This is a genomic window from Anaerotardibacter muris (assembly GCF_943192915.1).
Classification (GTDB): domain Bacteria; phylum Actinomycetota; class Coriobacteriia; order Coriobacteriales; family Eggerthellaceae; genus Anaerotardibacter; species Anaerotardibacter muris.
Genome location: NZ_CALPCD010000007.1, coordinates 54,001 through 76,598, shown reverse-complemented (window position 1 = coordinate 76,598; position 22,598 = coordinate 54,001). Strand labels below are relative to the sequence as shown.

Sequence of the window (22,598 nt, the reverse complement as noted above, 5' to 3'; positions counted from 1 at the left end):
GGTCTGGGCGGCTTAGCGACTACTACGAGACATCGCGTAGGATGGATTCGTAAAGCTCGCGCAAGCGCGCAGTGCCTTCTACGCCGAATTCATCGATGAGCGCACGACGGCAGACGAAGTATTCGTTCAGCGCTTCGCCATGGCGTCCGAGCTTCCACAACGCCAGCATCAGCTGATAGCAGACATCCTCTCGCGTTGGCTCGTTAGTGAACGCGAACTGGAAGAACCGCAGCGCTAACGTGGTCTTGCCCTGCTTTCGCAGATGCAATCCACTCTGGATGAGCGCATCGAGCAAATGATCCTGATAACGCTTGCGGTATGCCACCACTTCAGCTGTTTCCACGCCCGGAAGCAGCGGACCACGGTACACATCCTCAAGTTCGTCAAGGATGACCTCATATTCGCGCGTTTCGAGCGTTTCGCTGCGCAGCTGCTTGCACAGATCGGCCAGCACATGGATATCGGTCTCCACCAGCGATTCGTTGATCGCGATCGACTGCGGGAAGCTCTCGAAGAACGGGCATTCACCTGCTTTATTAGTGATGCTCTTGTTCAGCAAGCTCCACATACTGTAAAGATTCTGGCGCGCGTTGCGTTCAGGCGCTTCGGGCCACATCACGCGCTGGATCCAAGGACGCGACACTTCGCGGCCTTCGTTTATGGCCAGCAGCGATATGAGCAGACGAAGTTGCTTGCGCACCTTGTTCTGGATGGTGATCGAGGGGTCGCGCGCTTCGATCTCGAAGCGACCGAGCGTATTGATACGAAGCAGCTTTTCTTGACCCTTCTTCATTGAGCGTCCGCCCTTCTTATCACTTGCGGCTAAGTCAAGTGCACCCGTAGCTTGTTGCGCGCGCCACTGCCTACGCTGACCAATAAGGCTCGTCCGTCCTGCTTCGATGCGCTGGAGCAGATCGTCACCTACGAACAAATATACGCGCTCGCCGAAGACCCGCTGAGCCTTCTCGAACAAGAAGAGCTCGTAGCTATTCGCTGGCAACGTGGTTTCCTGACGTGCGAGCAATCGCGCAAGATGATCTTCCAGACGCTCGAGAAGCTCGCTCTCTTTTCGAGCGCGCGACTTCGTCCGCGACGTCCGCCGTCGATCGCCCGATTCGATCTGCTCTTCCTTGCTGAGAAGCTGCGTGCTCCAAAAATGTATGAGCAATTGGACGAATAGCGCAGCAACTGAGAGGCATTCCTTTACTGTGTAGCCTCGAGCTCCGAAACGTTCAAGGAGCACGAACGCCTTATAGGGCTCTACTAAGGTTTGCTCGATCAGTTCGAGCGTATCGCTCAGATACGTGAGCGATGAAGTCCCATAAACCTGTCTTACCCTTACCTCTTCGAGCCGCTCGCGAACGCAAGGGAGCAGCGATTCGGGATCATGATCAGGCTCGATCTCGAAGACGATACGCGCAAGGGATACGAAAAGCTCGACCGCACACCGTGTGGGCGCATGGGTCACATTCGAGCGATGTCGTACTCGATCCCCATGCGAGACGGGTTCTTCGTGCGGATCAAGATCTCCGTGCGGACTGGGGTTTCCGTGCGAACTGGGGTCTCCGTGCGGATCGGACTCTTCGTCCTGGAATCTACGTTGGAGCGCATCGAGCGCCATCTTCGCCTGCTTACCATCCCCTATTGTCGCAAGCGACAGGATGACAAGTTGCCAGCGCTCGAATGTATCCAGGACCGACTGCGGCAGCGACGAGGCCAGTCTTAGCAGAGCCAACGGCCGCGTTTCAAGCAAGAGCTTTTGGCCGTATCGATCGAAATACTGCGCCTTGCGATCATTGTCATGAAGGCCGCACACCAGCTGGGTCGCGAGCAATTCTTCTCCTCGTCGCATGAAGCAATCGACCAAGGCTGCGATCAGCTCATCTTCGTTCGTGAACTTCGGAAGTATGTTGGTAAGCGCGCTCAACTGAGACTGAACCATCGAGAACTTGTCGTCGTTGCTCAACGGTGCTGCATGAAACATTGGATCGAGACGCTTCACGCCACAATGAGGAACGTGCTGCTCAAGATGAACGATGGTATTCGTTGGGACCGAATGCACGAACGTGGTCAATTCATGGAGAGCACCCGATCCGAGCAAGATAGCAAGATGCGCGATAGCGTCTTGTTCGTCATGGATCCTCGTTTTAACGAGGGAGCGGAACAGAGCCTTATGCGCAGGTACCTTAGCCCGCCTGAAACCAGGGACCACGGATAAGTCGAACCCCTCGGCTTGATCCGCCGAAGATGACCTGGTCGAGCCATGCAACGAACCTTGAGAACTACTGCCATCCAAGGGTGCAGCTTTTGATTCGCTACCTTCAGACAGCTTGGCTTCCTCCCGCCGCCAACACGCTTGCTCCTCTTCATCGAGCAACAGCTCTCGCGCACAGACAACGAGCGCACTCTGCCCTTCGCGTTTCGCCCAGCGAACATCGACCGTGGTGATCAAGACCTCATGGCCCACATCGAGCAAAAGCTTCACCATCTTCTCGAGCGCTTCAAAACGTGGAGCGGAAAGATGTGGGCAACCATCGACAACGAACAACGTGCACTGAGCCTTTCCTTCAAGATACTGCGCCGTGAATTCATCCGAAGCTGCAGCATCGAGCGCGATCAAGAACGGCAGCTCGCTTGCATCGATCCAAGCAATATGCTCAGCGGCGAAGACTTGTTCTGCATACTGAACAGCCACCATGGTCTTGCCATAGCATGATGGAGCACAGATGACACGAAGGGCATCGCGACGCGAGAGCAACTGCAAGAGCAGTCGATGCCTTTCATGGATCCGATCTGTTCGTTCTGTAGAAGAAAATTGGGTAGGAACCCCTGAAGATATGCATCTCAACATGAGATATACTCCTAAAAATCCGCAATGCAGCTTTTAGGGGTGTTCAGTGTAGCATACAGGCAAAATGCCGCTTTCGGCGCGCCATCGCGTGGGTTGCGCCGCCCTTGGAAAAAATCGTGGTTCGTCCTTGACGCAAACCGTGAATACCGATAATATTTCGATTCGCGTCAGTTCACACTGAGCGACACGTTGGGGTGTCGTCTAATGGTAGGACAGCGGTTTCTGGTACCGTATGTGAGGGTTCGACTCCTTCCACCCCAGCCACATGTGGCCCCGTCGTCTAGCGGTTTAGGACGCCGCCCTCTCAAGGCGGAGATCGCCGGTTCGAATCCGGTCGGGGCTACCAGTTTGAATGCATGGTCAGAGTTTCAGCTCTGGCCTTTTTTATTCTATGAGCCCTTTTTTATCCGCAGCACAAAAAAACGAGCCCAGCAATACGCCAGGCTCGGAATAATGGTGGGTCGGGATCGAACCGACCAGATTCACGATGCTCAAGACTAGTGAATGAAGCACGTGATAACAGTGATCAACGCCAGGAAGATACCGGGCACATTCGCGATGATGATCGGCCACTGACGAGGCTTCGTCCAAATACCGTAGACAGTCCAGAAGCAGCAGTTGAAGAATGCTGCCAAGGGTTGCCAGACAACACCAGGTGTACCTGAAAGGTTTGCCATGATCTGGGGGATGTAGGACACATACATGATCACAGACATGACCGAAGCAATGTCACCGATGATCATGATGACGCGTTCCTTGGAGGTCATCTTCTTCTCGGCGGCACGCTTGTTCTTGATATCGGTCTCGATCTCGGTCTCGGCCTCTTTTACGATATTTTCCTTTACCTCTGCCATTGCTATCAACCTCTCTCCTTGGTCGCTTTGGCAAAACATCTTGTTTTGGTGTGCGAACACATTACTTAGGTTAGCTATAAAATGGCAGCGCTAAAGTGGCGATCAACGAGGGAAAACTCCGCGTTTTCATGCTGTAAGCTTCACGTAACTTTCGAACATGAACGCGGGAAACCGAGAGTATGACCGCGACCGCGTTATTTCTTCTTCGAGCGCTTTTTCTTCTTGGAGCAGGTGCATTTTCCTCCGGGATGCTTGCCGCAATGGCACATCTTGTCATGCTTATGACCATGTTTGTGAGCATGTTTGTGGTCATGCCTATGGTCATGCTTGTGGTCGCACTTGCCCTCTTTATGGTGCTTGCCCTTCTTCTTCGAGCCATGCCCATGATGATGACCACCGCAGCCACAACCATCATCGTGATGATGGCGACTGCAGTGGTCATGTTCGCCATGGTCATGATTGCCGTGGTCATGCTCACAGCCGCAGCCGCAGCCTTCGTCATTAGAGCCTTCGCCACCACCAAAGAGGAACCCGTGCCCGTAGGGATCGCTTTCCACATACAGATTCATGGGATAGGTAAGGTATTCAACTTCGCGAAGCTGGTCGACCGTGATGAATCCCGCAGGGGCATCGATCACCGTTGGGATACGATTCACGATATCAGCACACGTATGCTCGACCGTCGCAGGCTTGCTCACCGCGAACGTGGTATTCGGTTCACCGAGAATACGCCATTCGCACAGGTCACCATCGTCGGGGCCGTATACCTTACCGATGCACTGAGTCTCGATGACCGGTCCTTGATGGGTCTTGGTGATTACCACCGCGCTCATGCCAATGCACTTACCTGCAGGAATGGTCTCGCCTAAAGTTTCGGAATAGGTATCAACCTTGGCGATGAAAGGAATGCTCTTCTGGGTCTGGCTCTTGATGGTCCAACCCATCAGATTGCAGAGCGATTCGTTCGAGTTCCACATATAAGAAGGCTCGACCACTTTGGGGTGCGCGAGCGTTGCCTCGAACTGCTTGGGTGTCAAGCCTACACCGTGGGCCTTTGCCAGCGCCAAGCCATAATCTTCAACATTGTAGCTGGTAGCGCCTTCGATCCGATCGATGCGATGGACGCCGCCTGCCACACAACCCACCATATTGATCCAGTAGATATCTTGCATGCCGGCGCCTGTGACCGTGCAGCCGCATTCTTTCGCAAGAGCATCGATGCGATTGGTTATCTCAGGGGATGTGGTCCACGGATAGATGGCTTCTTCGCAGGTCGTGATCACATTGATGCCGCGAGCAACGCACTCGAGCAGAGCTGGTTCAATATCCTTCATGAAGCTGAAGAGCGTCACGACCGCGATCTGCGGGTCGCATTCATCGAGCACTTTATCCGCATCGTCAGAGATGACCACGCCCAGCTTCTTGCCAAGGCCCGCGAATTCTCCTACATCCATGCCGACTAGCTTAGGGTTCGTGTCGATAGCTCCAACGATCTCGGCACCGTTTTCGTGCATATAGCGCAAGATGTACTTCGCCATCTTGCCGCATCCATATTGGACAACCCGAATCTTTTCTTTGTTCATGGTTGCTCCTTCCTTCTCCGTGCCTATCCTATCACCTGGTAAGCAAAGCTGCACGGTAGAGCTGTAAGTTTTTGACCTGGGGACAGGTCCCAAACTGTCCGGGACAGAAAAGGGACAGGCCAGGCTTGCCAAATGGGATTTCCGACCTGTCCCCAAAGTGTCCGGGACAAAAGTGGACCCGTCCCCTTTACATTTGGGTGGTGTCAAGGAAGAGGGTGAAGGGGCCGTCGTTGACGAGCGAAACTTGCATGTGGGCGCCGAACCAACCGTGCTTGACAGGGATGCCCTCTTGGCGAATAAGATCGACGAAATACCGGTAGAGATGGTCAGCCTGATCAGGTGAGCCAGCTTCCGTGAATGAAGGTCGGTTGCCCTTCTTGCAAGATGCATAGAGCGTGAATTGCGACACTACCAGCACCGATCCATCTACATCACGCAGCGACAGATTGGTCTTACCATTATCGTCCTCGAAGATGCGCAACTTTGATATCTTCGACCAGAGCTTATCAGCCTGCGCTTCAGTGTCTTCATGACCCACACCGAGCAAGATCATATATCCTTGCTCGATAGACGCAGGTTCACTTGCCACGTCATCAAGATTGACGACCGACGCCTGTGTGACTCGCTGGATTATCGCGCGCATCCCCTACTCCTTCGAACGAAACGGTTCATGAAAAGAGGCAGCCCTTGCGAGCCACCTCTTCGTACTTCTTACGTATGGACCGTCGTACCTGCCTACGAATAGCTTCATCGCCTAGGCCTAACGTCTCCTTGAGCGATCTAGGGAAGCAGCAGCTGAGCGATCTGCACCGCATTGAGCGCTGCGCCCTTGCGAATCTGGTCCGCAACCACCCAAAGCGCCAAGCCATTTTCCACGGAAGGATCCTTGCGCAGACGACCCACGAAGGTCTCGTTGGTGCCCGCGAGCAGACCTGGCATAGGATAGAGCTTGTTATCAGTATCATCCATGACCACCACGCCCGGCGCATCCTCGAGCGCCACACGTGCCTGACCTGGAGTGATAGCACCTTCGAATTCCACATTGAGGGATTCGCCATGACAGCGCAGCACGGGCACGCGCACACAGGTAGCGCTCACAGCCAGATCGTCGTCATGCATGATCTTCTTCGTTTCCACTACCATCTTCCACTCTTCCTTGGTGGAATCGTCATCCATGAACACATCGATATGCGGGATGACGTTGAAAGCGATCTGATGAGCGAACGCATCGATATTAAGATCCTTGCCTTCGAGGAATTCCTTGGTCTGCGTGTACAGCTCATCCATAGCAGCCGCACCAGCGCCTGATGCCGCCTGGTAGGTGGAGACCACCACGCGCTTGATGGGCGTGATGTCGTAAAGCGGCTTGAGCGCCACTACCATCTGAATGGTGGAGCAATTCGGATTCGCGATAACGCCGCTGTGCCACTTCACATCTTCAGGGTTCACTTCAGGAACAACCAGCGGCACATCTTCCTCCATACGGAAAGCGCTCGAATTATCGATCATCACCGCACCAGCAGCAACAACAGCCTCGCGCATTTCCTTGGATACGCCCGCACCCGCAGAGAACAGCGCGATGTCCACGCCTTCGAAACTTGCCGGTGTCATCTCTTCGACCACCAATTCGCCTGCAGGAACTTGACCGCAACCCTTGAATGGAAGCTTCTTCCCTGCCGAACGAGCAGAAGCGAGCGCCTTCACTTCTGCAGCAGGAAAGTCCAGGTCATGAAGTACCTCAAGGAATTCACGACCGACTGCGCCCGTTGCACCTGCAACAGCGACGACCGGGTTTGCGGGGATCTGCTTGGTCCAAGCCATGATTAACGTCCTTTGTTCATCTTCGCAGCGATCTCTTCCGCGGAAAGCTGCGTCTCTTCGAAAACACTATCGGAATCGAGTCCGAATTCAGTATGCAGGCACTGGATGGCATCTTGCACCTGATCGCCATCGACCACCACCGACAAACGGATGGGGCTGGTGGAGATCATGACGATATTGATCTTATTTTCAGCCAGCGCTTTGAATGCACGCGCTGCAACACCAGGGCTCGATTTCATACCCGTACCCACGATGGATACCTTCGCGATGTTATCGTCGACCAGCACTTCTGAAGCGTTGAGCTCCTTCGAGATCTGATCGACCGCATCGAGCGCGATATCGCGCTGGGAGCCTGGGAACGTGAAGGAGATGTTCGCTTTGCCATCGCTCGACGCATTCTGGATGATCATGTCGACCGAGACCTTGTTGCTGGCGAGCGTGGAGAAGATGCGTGCCGCCATGCCCGCTTCGTCAGCAAGGCCACGGATGGTCACCTTCATCTCGGATGTATCGTGAGCGATGCCTGTGATCACTGCCTGTTCCATGGTGGGAGCAACCTCCTTGACGATAGTTCCTGGTTCGTCGCTGAATGCGGACCTGGCATGGATGACCACGCCAAACTTGCGCGCGAATTCCACAGCGCGCGACTGGAGCACGCCAGCACCTTCGCTCGAAAGCTCGAGCATGTCATCATAAGAAACAACATCGAGCTTGCGGGCGCGCGGTGCAACGCGCGGATCGGCGGAATAGACGCCGTCAACATCAGAATAGATCTCGCAGATATCGGCACCGATGCCATGCGCAACAGCTACAGCTGTAGTATCAGAGCCGCCACGGCCAAGCGTAGTGATGTCGCCTGAATGAGTTAAGCCCTGAAAGCCTGCCACCACAACGATAGCGCCATTATCGAGTTCGTCGATAATACGATCGGCGTTGATGATCTCGATCTTCGCACGGGAGAATTCGTCGTCGGTTACGATGCCTGCCTGCCAGCCCGTGAAGCTGACCGCACGATGGCCCATAGACTGGATAGCCATGGCCAGCAGCGCCATGGAAACTTGCTCGCCTGTGGAGAGCAGCATATCCATCTCGCGCTTGGTGGGAGCATTATTCACCGCGTCTGCAAGGCTGACCAATTCGTCGGTGGTCTTACCCATAGCGGAAACGACCGCAACCACGCGATCGCCTGCTTCCTTCTTCTTGATAAGGCGTTTTGCTACATTTTGGATGCGTTCGGGCGACGCGACCGATGTGCCTCCGAACTTTGCAACTACTAAAGCCATGTTCTACTTTCCTCGTTTGGAAATCTGCACACACAAACATAGCACAAACGCGCGAAAGCCACGGGCGGGCGTGGCTGGATTGGTCTATTTTTCTGTAAGCGTTATACGAGGTACGCAGCTATGTTTCGGTCGTGTTTCGAGAGGACTGAGAAACCGATGAGAAGCCCTGCCACGCTAGCCGTTCTTCAGCACGATGGCGGTCATCTGATCGGCGATGGTCTCGCATTGGTCGATGCAGTCTTCGAACAGATCGAAGATGGACGACCACACCATAACGCGCATGAAATGCTCAGAGTCTTCCGTGAACAAACGACGCATCGCCTCAAGATAGAGACGGTCGGCCTCTTCTTCTCGATCATTCACTTCCAGAACGCCTGCGCGGAAGGTCTCGGACTTGCGCGCACGAGGGAATTCCTTCACAGCGCCCGCAAGAGCAACGCAGCAATTATGCAAGATGCGAGCGAATTCGATCGCGTCGCTATGCATGAAGCGCACGTCGTACATGTAGAAGCTACGAATGAGCTCCTCGATCTGGTCGACCACTTCATCGAGCGCGGAAGCCAGGGCGGTGATGTCTTCGCGATCGAGCGGCGGCACGAAGTCGGGCAGCAGCGCATCGTGGATGCGATGATGCACTTCGTCTGCATCATTTTCGATCTGATGGGCTTCTGGCAAGCATTCCTGAAGGTCTTCTGCGCATTTGAACGACTCGATAACGGACATGAGCAGTTGCGATTCCTTCACCGCAAGCTCAGCCTGTTCAGCAAAAGCGTCAAAATAGTTGAATTTTCCACTCTTACGTGCCATGCATTATGCCCTTCTTCTTGGGATGTTGCCCTACTTATTGTAGCGTTTCTTTAGCAGAAATAGGCGAACACGCGACGCTGCTCATCGCCGATAGTGGTGAGCGAATTATGACCTGGGAGCACGAGCGTATCGTCGGGCAATTGCGACAAACGCTTCAGCGACTTGCGCATCTGCGCATCATTGCCGCCTTCGAAATCCGTACGGCCGATCGATCCCGCGAAGAGCGTATCGCCCGAGATGAGCACATTGGCGCGCTCGATATATTCACCATATTCCGAATCAAGGAACAAGCAGATACCACCAGGCGTGTGGCCAGGCGTTTCGATGACCTTCCATTTCATGTTGCCCACCGTGACGGTATCGCCATCGTGAAGCTTCACGTCCACCTTGCACGATTCTGCAGTAGGACCGAAAGGCGGCGCAGGCTGGTTCTCGATCACCTTTGCATCCACTTCTGAAGCATAGACAGGCGCGCCCGTAGCATCACGCAATTCGCGCAGCGCGCCCACATGGTCGTGATGATGATGGGTGCAGATGATAGCATCGAGCTTGCGATCGCCCAGCATCTGCAAGATACGTTTCGTGTCCGCAGATGGATCGACCACCAAAAGGCCCTTACCATCAGAGATGAAATACGTATTGTTCTGGATCATGCCAAGGATCAAATAATCGATGTCGACGCATGCACCCGTGACCTTGAAGCCATAATCTCCTCGTGTGACCTCGATCATTGCCATAGTTGCCCTTTCTCTTTCATCTTTCACTCCTCGGTCGCCTAGGATATGACCTGTCGCTTGGACGATCACCTGCCACCTAGGCACGCAGGATATCTTACTTCGTCTATTTCGCTTACTTCGCTTCTACTGCATTCGGCATCATACGGCGCGCCTCGAACACGCCTTCGACCGACTGCAGGCTATGCAGGATACGGTCGATCGCCGCCGTATCGGAAACTTGGAACAAGAAGCGCATCTCTACCATACTATCTCGATGGGTCGTTGACGAAGATGACACCACATTGGCACCATGATCGGCGAAGACCTTCGCCACATCGAGCAGAAGGTTCAAGCGGTCAAGCGCTTCGATGATGATCTCAACATTGAAGGTAACATTGCCCGAAGGCGCGCTATCTGCCCAGTGCACTTCGATGATGCGTTCGGGATGACGCTTCAGGTCGGTAGCATTCGGGCAGTCATTACGATGGACCGAAACGCCGCGTCCACGCGTGACGAAGCCAACGATGTCATCACCCGGCACAGGATTGCAGCAGCGAGACAGGCGCACGAGCACGTCATCGATACCGCGCACCACGATGCCGTTGTCTGCGTGGGTCTCATGCTTCTTCGGGCGCTTCACGCTGGTGAGCATAGGTGGCAGCTTGCCCGTGGAGGAAGCTGAAGCACCGATGCCTGGCTTCTCTGCGTCTTCACTGCCCTGGTCGACCAAGATCTTCAGCAGGCGGTTCGCCACCAGCTGAGCGTTCTCCTTGCCGTTGCCGATCTTCACCAGCATGTCATCCGAGTCCTTGAAGCCCAGGGTCTCGGCTACTTGCTTGATAGCGCGCATGGACTGCGCCGAAGAGATGCCCAGACCATGTTTGCGCATCTCACGTGTGAGCTTATCGCGACCGACCTGCAGATCGTCTCCGCGACTGATCTTCGAGAAATATGAACGGATCTTCGAGCGAGCACTTGGCGTCTTCACGATATTGAGCCAGTCGCGCGAGGGGCTTGCGCTCTTCTGCGTAAGGATCTCGACGCGGTCACCCAGCTGCAGTTGGTACGTGAGCGGCACGATGGATCCATTCACCTTCGCACCCACGCAATGGTTGCCCACTTCGGTATGGATGGCGTAGGCGAAATCGACCGGAGTGGAACCCGCGCGCAAGCTGAGCGCCTTGCCCTTGGGTGTGAACACGTAGACTTCCTTCGGTGCCAGGTCGACCTTCAGCTCTTTCAAGAATTCGCGTGAGTCTTTGGTCTCGTCGGTCCAGTCCACCATCTCACGCAGCCAGGCGATCTGCTTTTCCAGATCCTTGTCGCCCTTGCGGCCGCTTTCCTTGTAGCGCCAGTGCGCAGCAACGCCATATTCGCTGACACGGTGCATCTCTTCGGTGCGGATCTGCACTTCGAGCGGACGACCCGCAGGTCCGATGACTGTGGTGTGAAGGCTCTGATACATGTTGAATTTCGGCATGGCAATATAGTCTTTGAAACGACCGGGCATGGGATGCCACAGCGTATGGACCGCGCCCAGTGCCGAATAGCAATCGCTCACGGAATCAACGATGATACGCACCGCAATAAGGTCATAGAGCTCTGAAAAACCCTTGCCCTTCTTCATCATCTTGGAGTAGATGGAATACAGGTGCTTCGGGCGACCCATCAAGCGCGCTTCAACACCGATCTTCTCCATCTCTTCTTTCAAGATATCGATGACGTTCTGCAGGTACTCTTCACGTTCATGGCGCGTTTCACTGACCATGCGCGAAACCTGTTTGAACTTGGTAGGCTCGAGGTAGAAGAATGCTAGGTCTTCAAGTTCCCACTTGATAGAGCTGATGCCCAAACGATGCGCGATAGGCGCGTAGATCTCGCGTGTTTCGCGTGACTTGAAGATACGGCGGTCTTCGCGCAGCGCAGAGAGCGTGCGCATGTTATGCAGGCGGTCAGCCAGCTTGATGACGATGACGCGAATATCGCGATTCATGGCCACAAGCATCTTGCGGAATGTTTGGGCCTGTTCATCGTTCAGGTCTTCAACTTCGATCTTCGAGATCTTGGTAACGCCGTCGACCAGTTCTGCGATCTCGGGGCTGAACGTATCAGCTACCTGTTCTTTGGTGGTAGAAGAATCTTCTACGGTATCGTGCAGCAGCGCAGCACACAGCGTTTCGATATCCATGCGCAGGTCGGCCAAGATGATAGCCACTTCAACGGGATGGATGACGAAGGGTTCACCCGACTTGCGCAGCTGTCCTTCGTGAGCCTTGCATGCGAATTCGAAGGCGCGCGTGAGCATAGCTTGATCGTCTTCATTCAGATAGCTAGAAGTAAGATCGACCAATTCACCGAAGCGCTCTTCCACCGCAACGCCCGTAGGCGCAGCAGTAGCCGCCAAGATGAACGGATCAATAGAGCCGTGCGAACTTGCATCTTTAGGGGTGGGATGACTATGCGGCATCAAAGACCCTCTTTCTTGTTTCGCGGCAAGAGCGGTTTTTGGATACGACGCTCCAATTCTTCACAAGGTTGATGGAGCACCCAGTCTTGAAAGCGCGTGAACGAAGCGATCTCATCCATGCCTTCTTGATAACGAACGCTTTCGACCAGTTCGACCTTACCCTTATAGTCTACGACATGCAGATAGTGTTGGGTGATGTTATTTGCAGTCTCGGTGCGGGTTTTCACCAGGCCGAGCTCTTCGAACACCGCCACGCCCGAGCGTGTTTGGCTGACGGATATGGAGAAGGTAGGAATGAGCGAAGTAGCGCTCTTAGCCAACTGATCGAAGGCGAACGCATAGAATTCCTGCTGGCTGGCGCGCTGTTGACGGCGCAATTCGCGATAGATCTGGGCCATGTCGTCGTGAGACGGAGTGGCATCGCGCAGGATAGATTGATTGATGGAGCTGTCGCCCTTACCGAAGAGCAAATGAATGTACGCGTCTTCGCCATCGCGCCCCGCTCGACCGCTCATCTGATTGAATTCCACTTCTGAAAAGGGCATATGATAGAGCACCACGTGCCGAATGTGCGGGATATCGATGCCTTCGCCGAAGGCCGAGGTGGCCACCAACACCGAAAGCTCTCCGTTTCGGAAGAGCTCTTCCATGGACGTACGTTCGCTTCGACTTAGGCCCGCATTGTAGAAACCGATGCGATGCGCCAGATGAGGCACTAGTTCGCGCAAACGCTTGGTGAGCATGATGGTCTCCATACGGGAATTCACATACACGATGGTCTGATCACCTTGCGCGATGATGTTGGCAAGATAGAGATCCTTCTTGCGGATGTTGCGCTTGTCATCAACGTGAAGATTAGCGCGCACCGCTTCATCGGTGATGAAGACATCCAAAGGAAGCAGCTCGATGAGCGTTTCGGCTATGTCATCATTCGCGGTAGCCGTGAGCGCGAGCACTTGAGGGTTACCTAGCTTTTCGAGCGATTCGCTGATGTGCTTGTATGCCACGCGGAAATCTTCACGCGCAAGGCCAACATGATGGGCTTCGTCGATGGTGACGAAGCCAACGTTAGCGCACTGGGCAAGCTCGTCAGCATGGCAGGCAAGGTATTCAGGAGTGGTAAGGATGATGTCTGCCTTACCCGCCTCTAGAGCCTGGCGCACGGCGGCGCGTTCTTCGGGTGTGGAAGCGCCCGTAAGCTCGTAGACCGTGATGCCAAAAGGAGCGACCGCTTGGCGCAGGTGGAAGCATTGATCAGAGATGAGCGCACGCAGCGGATACAGGAAGATGCTGGTCTTGTGTTGCTTGAGCGCGAGCTCGATCGCGTAGAGGTGGAAGATGATGGACTTGCCGCGACCCGTGCCCATGAGCGTGAAGACCGAATCCCCCGCTTCCAAGCATTCCAGTGTCTTCAGCTGTGCTTCATGAAGCGTTCGCTGACCAAGGAAAGATTCGACCAAGCGCGTGCGCAAAGCGGCAGGATCGGTCTGCGCAAGGCGCTCCCATTCAGTACGCGATACATCAGGAGAGCCAGAGGTCTCTGCAGACGCTTCTTCACAGCCAATGCTCGAAGCGTTCTGGTCGTAGCGCGAAAAGAGGTCCTGCAAGAACGAACGGCACGAATCGGAACAGTCACAGGAAGACTGAGGATCGACTGGTTCCAGGTAGTCGACCATCGCCTTCACGGTACGGTAATTCTTCCACGTATCGATCTGCGCGCTGAACACCGCGTTCACAACGGTCTTGCACGTTAGCAATTCACTGATGTTCGGGCAGCGGAACATGATGGCAGAAACATTGTGCACGCCATCAGAAAGCTGTGCCGAAAGATGGTCCTTCTGGGCGCCTACCGCTTTAGGCTGCATCAAGAACACGCCAGCCGCTAGATAGCAAGGCTTGGGGTTCTCTTGACCGAAAGGTGCAAGGCGTTCGATCTTCGCCACATTATCGAGCGTGAGCTCTCCCAGATCCACCAGCGCATCAGCCACGATCTTGCCCTCGAAGCTCTCTGCAGGCAGCGCATCCATATAGGCGCACAATTCCTGATAGAATGCATCCAAGTTCTTGGCAGGAAGGGTCACGCCCACCGCGGCGCCGTGTCCGCCATAGCGCGTGAGCAAATGCTTGCACGATTCCACCGCCTTGAACAGATTGATGTCGCCAACACTGCGGCCCGATCCACGGGCCTCTCCATCTTCGATAGTGAAGAGCAGCGAGGGAACGCCATACTTGTTCACCAGGCGAGATGCCACGATACCTTTCACGCCTTCGTGCCAGCCTTGGCCAGAGACGATCAGCGCACGCTGTCCACGGTAGATCTGCGCAGCTTGTTCTTGCGCGATTTCCGATAATTCGGATTCGATCTGGCGGCGCTTATTGTTGTTGTCTTCAAGCTGAGCAGCAAGGTTCATGCATTCAGTAGGGTCATCGCACATGAGCAGATCGAGCGCAAGCTGGGCGTTACCCATACGGCCCGCTGCATTCAAGCGCGGAACCAGCGTGAATCCCAAGTTCACACTGGTAAGTTCGCCTGGCTTCACCTTAGCATGGAACATGAGCGCCTCGATGCAAGGGCGCGGCGCATCATTGAGCATTGCAAGGCCACAGGAGACCAGCGCGCGATTCTCGTCGATCATGGGCATAAGATCGGCCACCGTGCCCAGCGTGGCAAAATCGACCAGATCACGCCAAAGATAAGGCTTTCCCAAGCGCCCACCCAGTGCCTGGACCACCTTCAGCGCAACGCCAGCACCGGCCAGGATAGCGCTTGGGTTGTCCGAGCACTTCGGGTCGATGAGCGGCACGCCTTCAGGAACCAGTTCGGCGGGTTCGTGATGGTCGGTGATGATCACCTTTATGCCGCGCTCCAGCAGGTCAGCCACTTCAGCCTTTGCTGCGATGCCATTGTCCACCGTGATGACCAGGTCAGGTTCATAGGTGAGCACGCGCTCGATAGCTTTGGTAGAAAGACCGTAGCCTTCTTCGAAGCGAAGCGGGATGAAAGGGATAGCATCGGTACCGAAAGCGCGCAGGCCGCGCGTCATGATGGTGGTGGCTGAAATGCCGTCCAAGTCGAAGTCTCCGAACACCAGAATGCGCTCATGTTGTTTGATGGCTGTGACCAGCTGATCGATGACCGCTTCCATGCCTTCGATGGCATAAGGATCCAGCCAGTCGCGCTCCAGCGATGGATTCAAGAAGCGCTCAACAGCTTCATCGGTGGTAACACCACGAGCTGCAAGCGTTGCTGCTATGAAATGAGGAAGATCGAAGCTCTGTGCGATGCGGCGAACCACTGCCCCATCAACAGGCTTAACCTGAATACGCGCTGACATTGCCTACCTACTACGAACGTTGTTTCTCATAGAGTATTTTCGCACAACGCGCGCCCTTTGTGTTGGACACTTTCGGTACACCCTTGGAGACGAGTTCTTTTTCGTAGCCACCCTGGGTGCTGCGGCTGCAAGGTAATCGTGCATAACTTACCCGTTCCGCTATTCGCCCTTCGGGCTCATGCGCTGCACTGCCTCATGCATTTTTATGCGAATTCAGTGTTCAGAGTAAGTTCTGCGCGCTCACCTTACACCCACAGCACCGTGCACGGTTTTTAGACAGAAAGAGTCTAACCCTAAGCGCCCCGTTTAGTTGAAGGTGTTCTGGGTCTTGGCTAGGCCGTTTTTTATGAGGTGCTCGCAAGCATCGGCTGCAGTTTGACAACCAGCTTCGAAGAGTTCCTGGTCTTGCTTGCGCGGCTGCTGAAGAACGAAATCAACCACGGGCATCTTCCCAGGTGGTCGCCCGATACCAACACGAATGCGGAAGAATTCACGTGAACCAGTCTTGTCACAGATGGAACGCAGGCCATTATGGCCGCCATGGCCTCCACCCTGCTTCACGCGGATCGAACCTGGCGCCAGGTCCAGATCGTCATGGATAACGATGACCTCTTGGATGGATGCGCCATATTCCTTCATCAGCTTGGAAACAGGACCGCCCGAAAGATTCATGAAGCTCTGAGGCTTAGCCAACACCACCGCTTCCCCACCAAGCGCCGCAGGTTTCACCTCGGCCACCAGCGAGCCACACTTGTTCTTCCAATAGGTCGCTCCCCAGCGCTCCGCCAGGATGTCCACCGTATCGAAGCCAGCGTTATGACGCGTGTGAGCGTATTCGTCCCCAGGATTGCCCAGGCCAACTACAAGAAACATAGCCACCGTGCGCTAGAGCGCAAAATCCGGATCGAACAGATCGGAGATGGAGCCATTCGAGAAGACGGCATCGATCGCGCGCGCGAACAGCGGGGCCACCGAGACCACCTTGATGGTACCCTTGGCCAGCTCCTCTTCAGGGATGGGAATGGTGTTGCATACCACCACTTCTTCGATATCAGGATCATGCAAGCGCTCGAACGCCGGACCCGACAGGATGGGATGGGTAGCAGTAACGTAGATCTTCTCGGCACCATTGGCCTTTAGCGCCTTCACCGCACCGATAACAGAACCCGCAGTGTCGATCATGTCGTCATTCAAGATGCAGGTCTTGCCCTGAACATCGCCGATCAGCGCCGTGATCTCGGCCGCGTTATGCTTAGGGCGTTCCTTGTGCATGATAGCGATGCTGGCATCGGTAAGGTCTGCCAGCTTCTTCGCAGCCTTCGCGCGACCCAGGTCGGGGCTGACCACGCACAGATTCTCATGATCAAGACCCTTCTTGTTGAAGTAGTCCGCGATGGTCCACAGCGCAGTGATGTGGTTCACAGGAATATCGAAGAAGCCCTGGATCTGTCCCTGGTGCAGGTCGATGGTGATGATGCGATCCACACCCGCCGCGGTGAGCATATTAGCCACCAGTTTCGCCGTGATGGGCTCGCGCGCTGAAGCCTTGCGGTCCTGACGCGAATAACCATAGTGAGAGATAACAGCCGTAACGGTGCGCGCCGAAGCACGATTCGCCGCGTCCGCCATGATGAGCAATTCCATGAGCGCATCGTTGACCGACTCGCCCGCAACGGACTGGATCAAGAACACGTCTGCACCACGAATGGTGTCGTTATAGCGCGCGTAGATCTCTCCGTTAGCGAACTTCTCCAGGTGAACATCGCCCAGTTCAACGCCGAGCGAAGCAGCGATCTCTTCTGCAAGTTCGGGATGTGCGGAACCGGAAAAAACGGCCATGGTCTTCGTCATATTGCTCATGATTCATCGCTTCCTTTATTGAAGGGTTGCAGGTCACCTGACGGCTTATATTCTAGTCAATAACATTCCCGCAGGAATGGAAAATAAATCAGTGGCAGACTCTTGAGTGCGCTGTCCGCCGCGCAGATGATCCTGCTATTCGCTGTCCTTCTTGCTCTTCTTTTCGTTCCAGCCAGCAATTTCGGTCTGGCGTGCACGACCAAGACCGAGCGAACCTGCCGAAACATCCTTGGTGATGACCGAACCAGCACCGATCAAGCAATTCTCGCCCAGCGTTACTGGCGCCACCATCATGGTGTCGCTACCGATGAATGCCCGATCGCCAATGATCGTCGGCCACTTGTTCTCGCCATCATAATTGCAGGTGATGCTCCCCGCGCCGATATTCACATCGACACCCAGCGTTGCATCACCGATATAGGAAAGATGCGGAACCTTGGAATCTTTACCGATAGTGGATTTCTTGATCTCCACGTGAGTGCCTGCCTTGGAGCCATCGCACATGTGCGTGCCAGGACGCAGGTAAGCGCGCGGGCCGCACGAAACATCGTTGTCGATCTGGGACTCCAGCGCGATGGTCTCTTCAAGCGTACAGCCATTGCCCACCACGGTATCCACCAAGCGCGAATTAGGACCAACAACGCAGTCGCTACCCACTTTGGTAGCACCCAGCATGAATGTCATAGGCAGCACTTCGGTATCCGCCTCGATCGAAACATCAGGCCCGATCCAAGTAGTACGCGGATCCATGATGGTCACGCCATTTTCCATATGAAGATCATTGATGCGCTGCTGCAAACATGCGCCTGCTTCTGCCAACTGCTTACGCGAATTCACGCCCAAGCATTCATTCGGATCATCGGTGACCAGCCCGATGACCGGCTCGCCCGCCTCATATGCCAGCGCCAGAACATCGGTAAGATAGTATTCGCCTTGCGCATTTTCGGTCGAGACCTTTTCGAGCGCCTCGAACAAGAAGTCGCGACCAAAGCAATAGAAACCCGAATTGCATTCTTTGATGGCCAACTGCTCGAGCGTGCAGTCCTTATGCTCGACGATGGCGCACACATTGCCCTCTTCATCGCGAAGGATACGGCCATAACCAGTGGGGTCTTCCACTTCCATGGTAAGCACCACCACCGCGGCTCCGTTCTTCTGCTGCAGATCAGCCAGTTCCTGAATGGTCTCAGGACGAATGAGCGGCGAATCTCCCGTGAGCACCACGATCGAACCAGGGTCACCTGCTAAAGCATCACGCGCGATCTTCACCGCGTGCGCAGTGCCCAGCTGTTCTTCCTGAACCACTACCTGCGTATCTTCGACCAGCGGAATGACCTGGTCGCGCTGGTGGCCCACCACCGTAACGACCGACTTGATGCCTGCTTCATGCACCGCATCCACCACCCACCGAACGAGCGGCTTGCCCAATATCTGATGTGCAACCTTAGGCTTTGAGGATTTCATGCGCGTGCCAGCACCGGCAGCAAGGATGAGAGCGGATGCTTCCATGGTTTCCTTTCTAGGACGCGTCATTATCTTCGAGCGATTCGAGCGCCGAACAGAGCGCATCCAACAGCACGATGGCATAATGCTGAGCCGAACGTTCCTCGCCCGCTTCGTACCACACCTTGGAAGGCAGGTGGATGGCGATGCGCGGATGTGCCTGAGCGCGTGCGCTCTGGATAGCCTGCTGCAAACGCAGCGCGAGCGAATCGAGCGGTTCGTAATCAACTACAGGAACGCCATCGTTCGCTTCCTCTTCATCCACCGTGATCTGCACGAACATGGTGGAACTATCGGGTTCAACGAGCAGAGATTCTGCGCTCGTAACTTTCGAATTAGGATTGGTAGCACGCGAGATGTTCGACATGCGCGAAGCAACCGAACGCGTGAACGAAGACGTGCCGAAGAGGCACAGCATGTTGGTCTCGAGCACTTCAGCAGCGCGCGCGAAGCCGAAATGCGGGATGGGCGTGAAAGAGCTGTTGCCCTCCCAAGAATGGCGCAGATTCATGAGCGCCTTGAAGGTGAATGCGCCCGCGATGCCATCGGCAGGCAGGCCTAGGTTCAACTGGAACTTGCGCAACGCCTCTTCAGTGTGAGGACCGAACAAGCCATCGTTGCCACCCGTGGCGAAACCAAGCGCTGAAAGCGCGCTTTGCAGCACACGTACGTCCTTGCCATGGAAGAACGGCAGACGCAGATAGAGCGAACGATCTCCCAGTTCGAAGGATTCGTCAACGAGCTTCGACCAGATGGTCTGATCCACATTGCCATCAGTAGCAAGACCATAATCGCGACAGAACGCCTTCACCGCATCGACCGTGGCCTGTTCATAGATGCCGTCGATACCATCTTCGGGCAAATAGCCAAGCGTTGACAAACGACGCTGCAGGTCTTCTACCGCTGCGCCCTTTTCGTGGATGGTGATGATGCTGTTCGATTCCATGTCCATCCCCTACTGAAGACGCTCCACGAACCAATCGGCCATGGACACGAGCAGGTCACGCGAAATGGACGGATCGACCAGCTCCACCAAACGCGCCTTGGCATCTTGCACCAGCTGATCGGCGTATTCACGCGCATAAGCGATGCTGCCCGAAGCTTCCATGATGTCGACCGCTTCTTGGAGCAGCGCAGGGTCTTTAGTATGCAAGGAAAGTATCTCGATAAGGCGGTCGCGCTGAGGTGAATTCTCGAGCGCATGCACTACCATCAAGGTGCGCTTGCCTTCGGTGATGTCGTTGCGGAAATCCTTCTTGGTCTCTTCTTCGGTACCCACCAAATTCAACAGGTCATCCTGGATCTGGAACGCAAGGCCCGTATCCATGCCGAATTGACGCAAACCTTCGATCTGGTCTTCAGAACCGCCACCCACGATAGCACCAACGGCCAAGGGTACCGCGCCTGAATAATACGCGGTCTTATGGATAGCCATCGTAAGGTAGTCTTCCAGCGAAAGATCGTAACGGCCATCGCGCGCCCAACCAATATCGAGCGCCTGGCCCTCTACGGTGTGCTGCGCCATGGTTACCAGCTCGAGCGCAACACGAACCTTGGTAGCATCGTCGAGCAACGGGTCGCGCATCACGATACCGTTCACCACCGAAAGCGCAAGGTCACCTGCGTTGATAGCAAGGCCTTCGCCAATGGTAAGGTGCATGCAGGGTTCGCCGCGACGCAATTCTGCATCGTCGGCAATGTCATCATGGATGAGCGCTGCAGTATGAAAATGCTCGATAGCCGCGCCAGAAGAGAACGCACGACGATGATCGCCTCCTACCGCATGGGCCGCCGCCAAACAGATGAGCGGACGATGACGCTTACCGCCATTTTCCGAATAGGCAGAAAGCGGACCATAGAGATAGCGTTCCATGTCGGGGTGCGTACCCACAGGAATGAGCACGTTGATGATAGCCCCCGCTAGTTCCGCATATTCGTTCAGATATTGCTCGAAGATCTGTTGGTTCGCTTCAGCCGCTGCAGGAGCAAGTTCCTGCGCGCGCTCGAACATCTCAAGGACTTCGGGCGAATTCAACATCTGGTCTACGGTTGCAAGCTGAGACATAGAGCTTTTCATTCCTGCCGCTGTGTTGGTTAGCATTATTGCGCTTACCGCACTTCGCATGTTCGCAAATCTGAAGATGAGGACGAAGGTGAAAGCGAAAGCAATAGCAAAAGCATCTGGGACACTTTTGCCTCCGTCCCCCTTTTTCACATGCGATCCGTGCCGTATCAGTGAGAACTGGTAGGAGCGGTGGGACTCGAACCCACAAGCCCGAAGGCGGCGGATTTTAAGTCCGCTGTGTATGCCAATTCCACCACGCTCCCACGTGTGGCAAGCGTATCAATCATAGCAAAAGAAGCCAGGCTGAAACACCTGGCTTCGAGAAAATACGGCGTACGAGATGCTCCCCTAGAACAGCAGGAAGAGCTTGGCTAACAGATAGCCGATAAGGCCGCAGCCCGGGAACGTGAGCACCCACGTTAGCACCATGTTCACCGCCATGTTCCAGCGCACCGCGCGTATTCGCTTGGAAGCACCCACACCCATGATGGCAGTGGTGGCCGTATGCGTGGTGGATACGGGCAAACCCGTGAAGGTTGCCAACAGCAAGCAGCCAAACGTAGTGGTGCTGGCAGAGAAACCCTGATAGGGCTCCATCTTCACCATGTCCAAGCCTACCGACTTGATGATCTTCTTACCACCAATAGCCGTACCCAAGCCCATAGCCAACGCGCACAGGATGATGAGCCACAGCGGGAAGACCACGTTGGACGTGTCCATGCTGCCCAGCGCCAACATGATGCCCAGCATGCTGATGGAAAGGAACTTCTGGCCGTCCTGCGCACCATGCATGATAGCAACACCGGCGCCCGTGAACACCTGCGCGATGCGCCACTTGCTCTGCAGCCTACGGCGATCCGCATTCTTACAGATGCGCTCCAAGAACTTGGTGAACAGCCAGCCACCGCCAAAGCCGCAACAGGTCGAGACCAAAAGGCCATAGATGACCTTCATCCACTCGCCCCCGTTCACGCCCGCAAGGCCGCTTTGCAGTGCGATAGCCGCACCTGTAAGACCCGCGATGAGCGAATGGCTTTGCGAAGACGGAATACCGAAGAGCCACGCAACCACACCCCACACGATGATAGCCACCATAGCGGCGGCCAACGCAAGGAGCGCTTGATGCGCATTCCCCCCGAAATCGACCATGTTGAAGATGGTTTGAGCAACAGCCGCGCTTACCGCGGTGATGAGCACAAGTCCGATGAAATTGCAGATGGCAGCCATGATGATGGCGGGCCCAGGAGGCATAGCGCGCGTAGAGACCATCGGTGCGATGGCGTTGGGAGCGTCGGTAGCGCCATTCACCACCGTAGCGCCAAGAGTAAGAACAAGGATGACAAGAAGCACCGGATTTGATCCGAGCATCGTGAAGAATGTTCCAAGATCGAGCACCAGCGCTGCCTTCCTTCGAATTAGTCCGCTAAACATTCTAGCGCACTTCAGATGCGTT

The 22,598-nt window shown here is 55.1% G+C and carries 16 protein-coding genes and 3 tRNA genes; 2 read left to right on the top strand and 17 right to left on the bottom strand.

The annotated features are described in order from the left end of the window. Window positions 1-22: 22 nt before the first annotated feature. Window positions 23-2,764 (bottom strand): AfsR/SARP family transcriptional regulator, encoded by a 2,742-nt coding sequence (locus tag NFR25_RS06610; protein WP_251198453.1) that lies wholly within the window; start codon window positions 2,762-2,764, stop codon window positions 23-25. Window positions 2,765-3,041: 277 nt separating this feature from the next. On the opposite strand from NFR25_RS06610, the gene NFR25_RS06605 reads away from it, so the two are divergent. Both NFR25_RS06605 and NFR25_RS06600 read left to right on the top strand, forming a co-directional pair. Further along, window positions 3,042-3,115 (top strand) — tRNA-Gln (locus NFR25_RS06605). 5 nt (window positions 3,116-3,120) lie between these two features. Then, window positions 3,121-3,197, top strand: a tRNA-Glu gene (locus tag NFR25_RS06600). 151 nt (window positions 3,198-3,348) lie between these two features. Here the strand turns inward: NFR25_RS06600 and NFR25_RS06595 are convergent. The 16 genes from NFR25_RS06595 to NFR25_RS06520 form a co-directional block, all read right to left on the bottom strand. Beyond that, window positions 3,349-3,705, bottom strand: a complete 357-nt coding sequence (locus NFR25_RS06595) for an SWEET family sugar transporter (RefSeq protein ID WP_251198452.1) — start codon at window positions 3,703-3,705, stop codon at window positions 3,349-3,351. A 194-nt stretch (window positions 3,706-3,899) separates the two neighbouring features. Beyond that, window positions 3,900-5,288, bottom strand: a complete 1,389-nt coding sequence (locus NFR25_RS06590) for an NAD(P)H-dependent amine dehydrogenase family protein (protein WP_251198451.1) — start codon at window positions 5,286-5,288, stop codon at window positions 3,900-3,902. 187 nt (window positions 5,289-5,475) lie between these two features. Beyond that, on the bottom strand, window positions 5,476-5,931 hold the full coding sequence (dtd, locus tag NFR25_RS06585; RefSeq protein WP_251198450.1) for a D-aminoacyl-tRNA deacylase: 456 nt from the start codon (window positions 5,929-5,931) through the stop codon (window positions 5,476-5,478). A 137-nt stretch (window positions 5,932-6,068) separates the two neighbouring features. Next, window positions 6,069-7,109, bottom strand: a complete 1,041-nt coding sequence (locus NFR25_RS06580) for an aspartate-semialdehyde dehydrogenase (RefSeq protein ID WP_251198449.1) — start codon at window positions 7,107-7,109, stop codon at window positions 6,069-6,071. 2 nt (window positions 7,110-7,111) lie between these two features. Further along, the gene (locus tag NFR25_RS06575; RefSeq protein ID WP_251198448.1) at window positions 7,112-8,392 is read right to left on the bottom strand and encodes an aspartate kinase; all 1,281 of its coding nucleotides are present in this window, start codon (window positions 8,390-8,392) and stop codon (window positions 7,112-7,114) included. Window positions 8,393-8,566: 174 nt separating this feature from the next. Beyond that, a complete protein-coding gene (locus NFR25_RS06570; protein WP_251198447.1) occupies window positions 8,567-9,199 on the bottom strand; it encodes a DUF47 domain-containing protein in 633 nt (210 codons plus the stop codon). 50 nt (window positions 9,200-9,249) lie between these two features. Beyond that, window positions 9,250-9,936, bottom strand: a complete 687-nt coding sequence (locus NFR25_RS06565; RefSeq protein WP_251198446.1) for an MBL fold metallo-hydrolase — start codon at window positions 9,934-9,936, stop codon at window positions 9,250-9,252. 112 nt (window positions 9,937-10,048) lie between these two features. Then, window positions 10,049-12,382, bottom strand: coding sequence for a RelA/SpoT family protein (locus NFR25_RS06560; RefSeq protein ID WP_251198470.1), 2,334 nt, complete (start codon window positions 12,380-12,382; stop codon window positions 10,049-10,051). Further along, the gene (recJ, locus tag NFR25_RS06555) at window positions 12,382-15,717 is read right to left on the bottom strand and encodes a single-stranded-DNA-specific exonuclease RecJ (RefSeq protein ID WP_251198445.1); all 3,336 of its coding nucleotides are present in this window, start codon (window positions 15,715-15,717) and stop codon (window positions 12,382-12,384) included. The genes NFR25_RS06560 and recJ overlap by 1 nt, the downstream gene beginning before the upstream one ends. A 306-nt stretch (window positions 15,718-16,023) precedes the next feature. Continuing rightward, window positions 16,024-16,590: an aminoacyl-tRNA hydrolase gene (pth, locus tag NFR25_RS06550; RefSeq protein WP_251198444.1), complete on the bottom strand. Its 567-nt coding sequence runs from the start codon at window positions 16,588-16,590 to the stop codon at window positions 16,024-16,026. A gap of 12 nt (window positions 16,591-16,602) precedes the next feature. Further along, window positions 16,603-17,577: a ribose-phosphate diphosphokinase gene (locus NFR25_RS06545; protein WP_251198443.1), complete on the bottom strand. Its 975-nt coding sequence runs from the start codon at window positions 17,575-17,577 to the stop codon at window positions 16,603-16,605. A gap of 135 nt (window positions 17,578-17,712) precedes the next feature. Beyond that, window positions 17,713-19,086 carry a bifunctional UDP-N-acetylglucosamine diphosphorylase/glucosamine-1-phosphate N-acetyltransferase GlmU gene (gene glmU, locus NFR25_RS06540; RefSeq protein ID WP_251198442.1) on the bottom strand — a complete coding sequence of 458 codons (1,374 nt, stop codon included), beginning with the start codon at window positions 19,084-19,086 and terminating at the stop codon, window positions 17,713-17,715. A 10-nt stretch (window positions 19,087-19,096) separates the two neighbouring features. Continuing rightward, window positions 19,097-20,026, bottom strand: coding sequence for a peptidoglycan-binding domain-containing protein (locus NFR25_RS06535; RefSeq protein ID WP_251198441.1), 930 nt, complete (start codon window positions 20,024-20,026; stop codon window positions 19,097-19,099). A gap of 9 nt (window positions 20,027-20,035) precedes the next feature. Continuing rightward, on the bottom strand, window positions 20,036-21,091 hold the full coding sequence (locus NFR25_RS06530) for a polyprenyl synthetase family protein (RefSeq protein WP_251198469.1): 1,056 nt from the start codon (window positions 21,089-21,091) through the stop codon (window positions 20,036-20,038). Between the two features lie 232 nt (window positions 21,092-21,323). Next, window positions 21,324-21,408 (bottom strand) — tRNA-Leu (locus tag NFR25_RS06525). Window positions 21,409-21,493: 85 nt separating this feature from the next. After that, complete coding sequence (locus NFR25_RS06520; protein WP_251198468.1) at window positions 21,494-22,543, bottom strand: inorganic phosphate transporter; 1,050 nt, start codon at window positions 22,541-22,543, stop codon at window positions 21,494-21,496. Window positions 22,544-22,598: the final 55 nt, after the last annotated feature.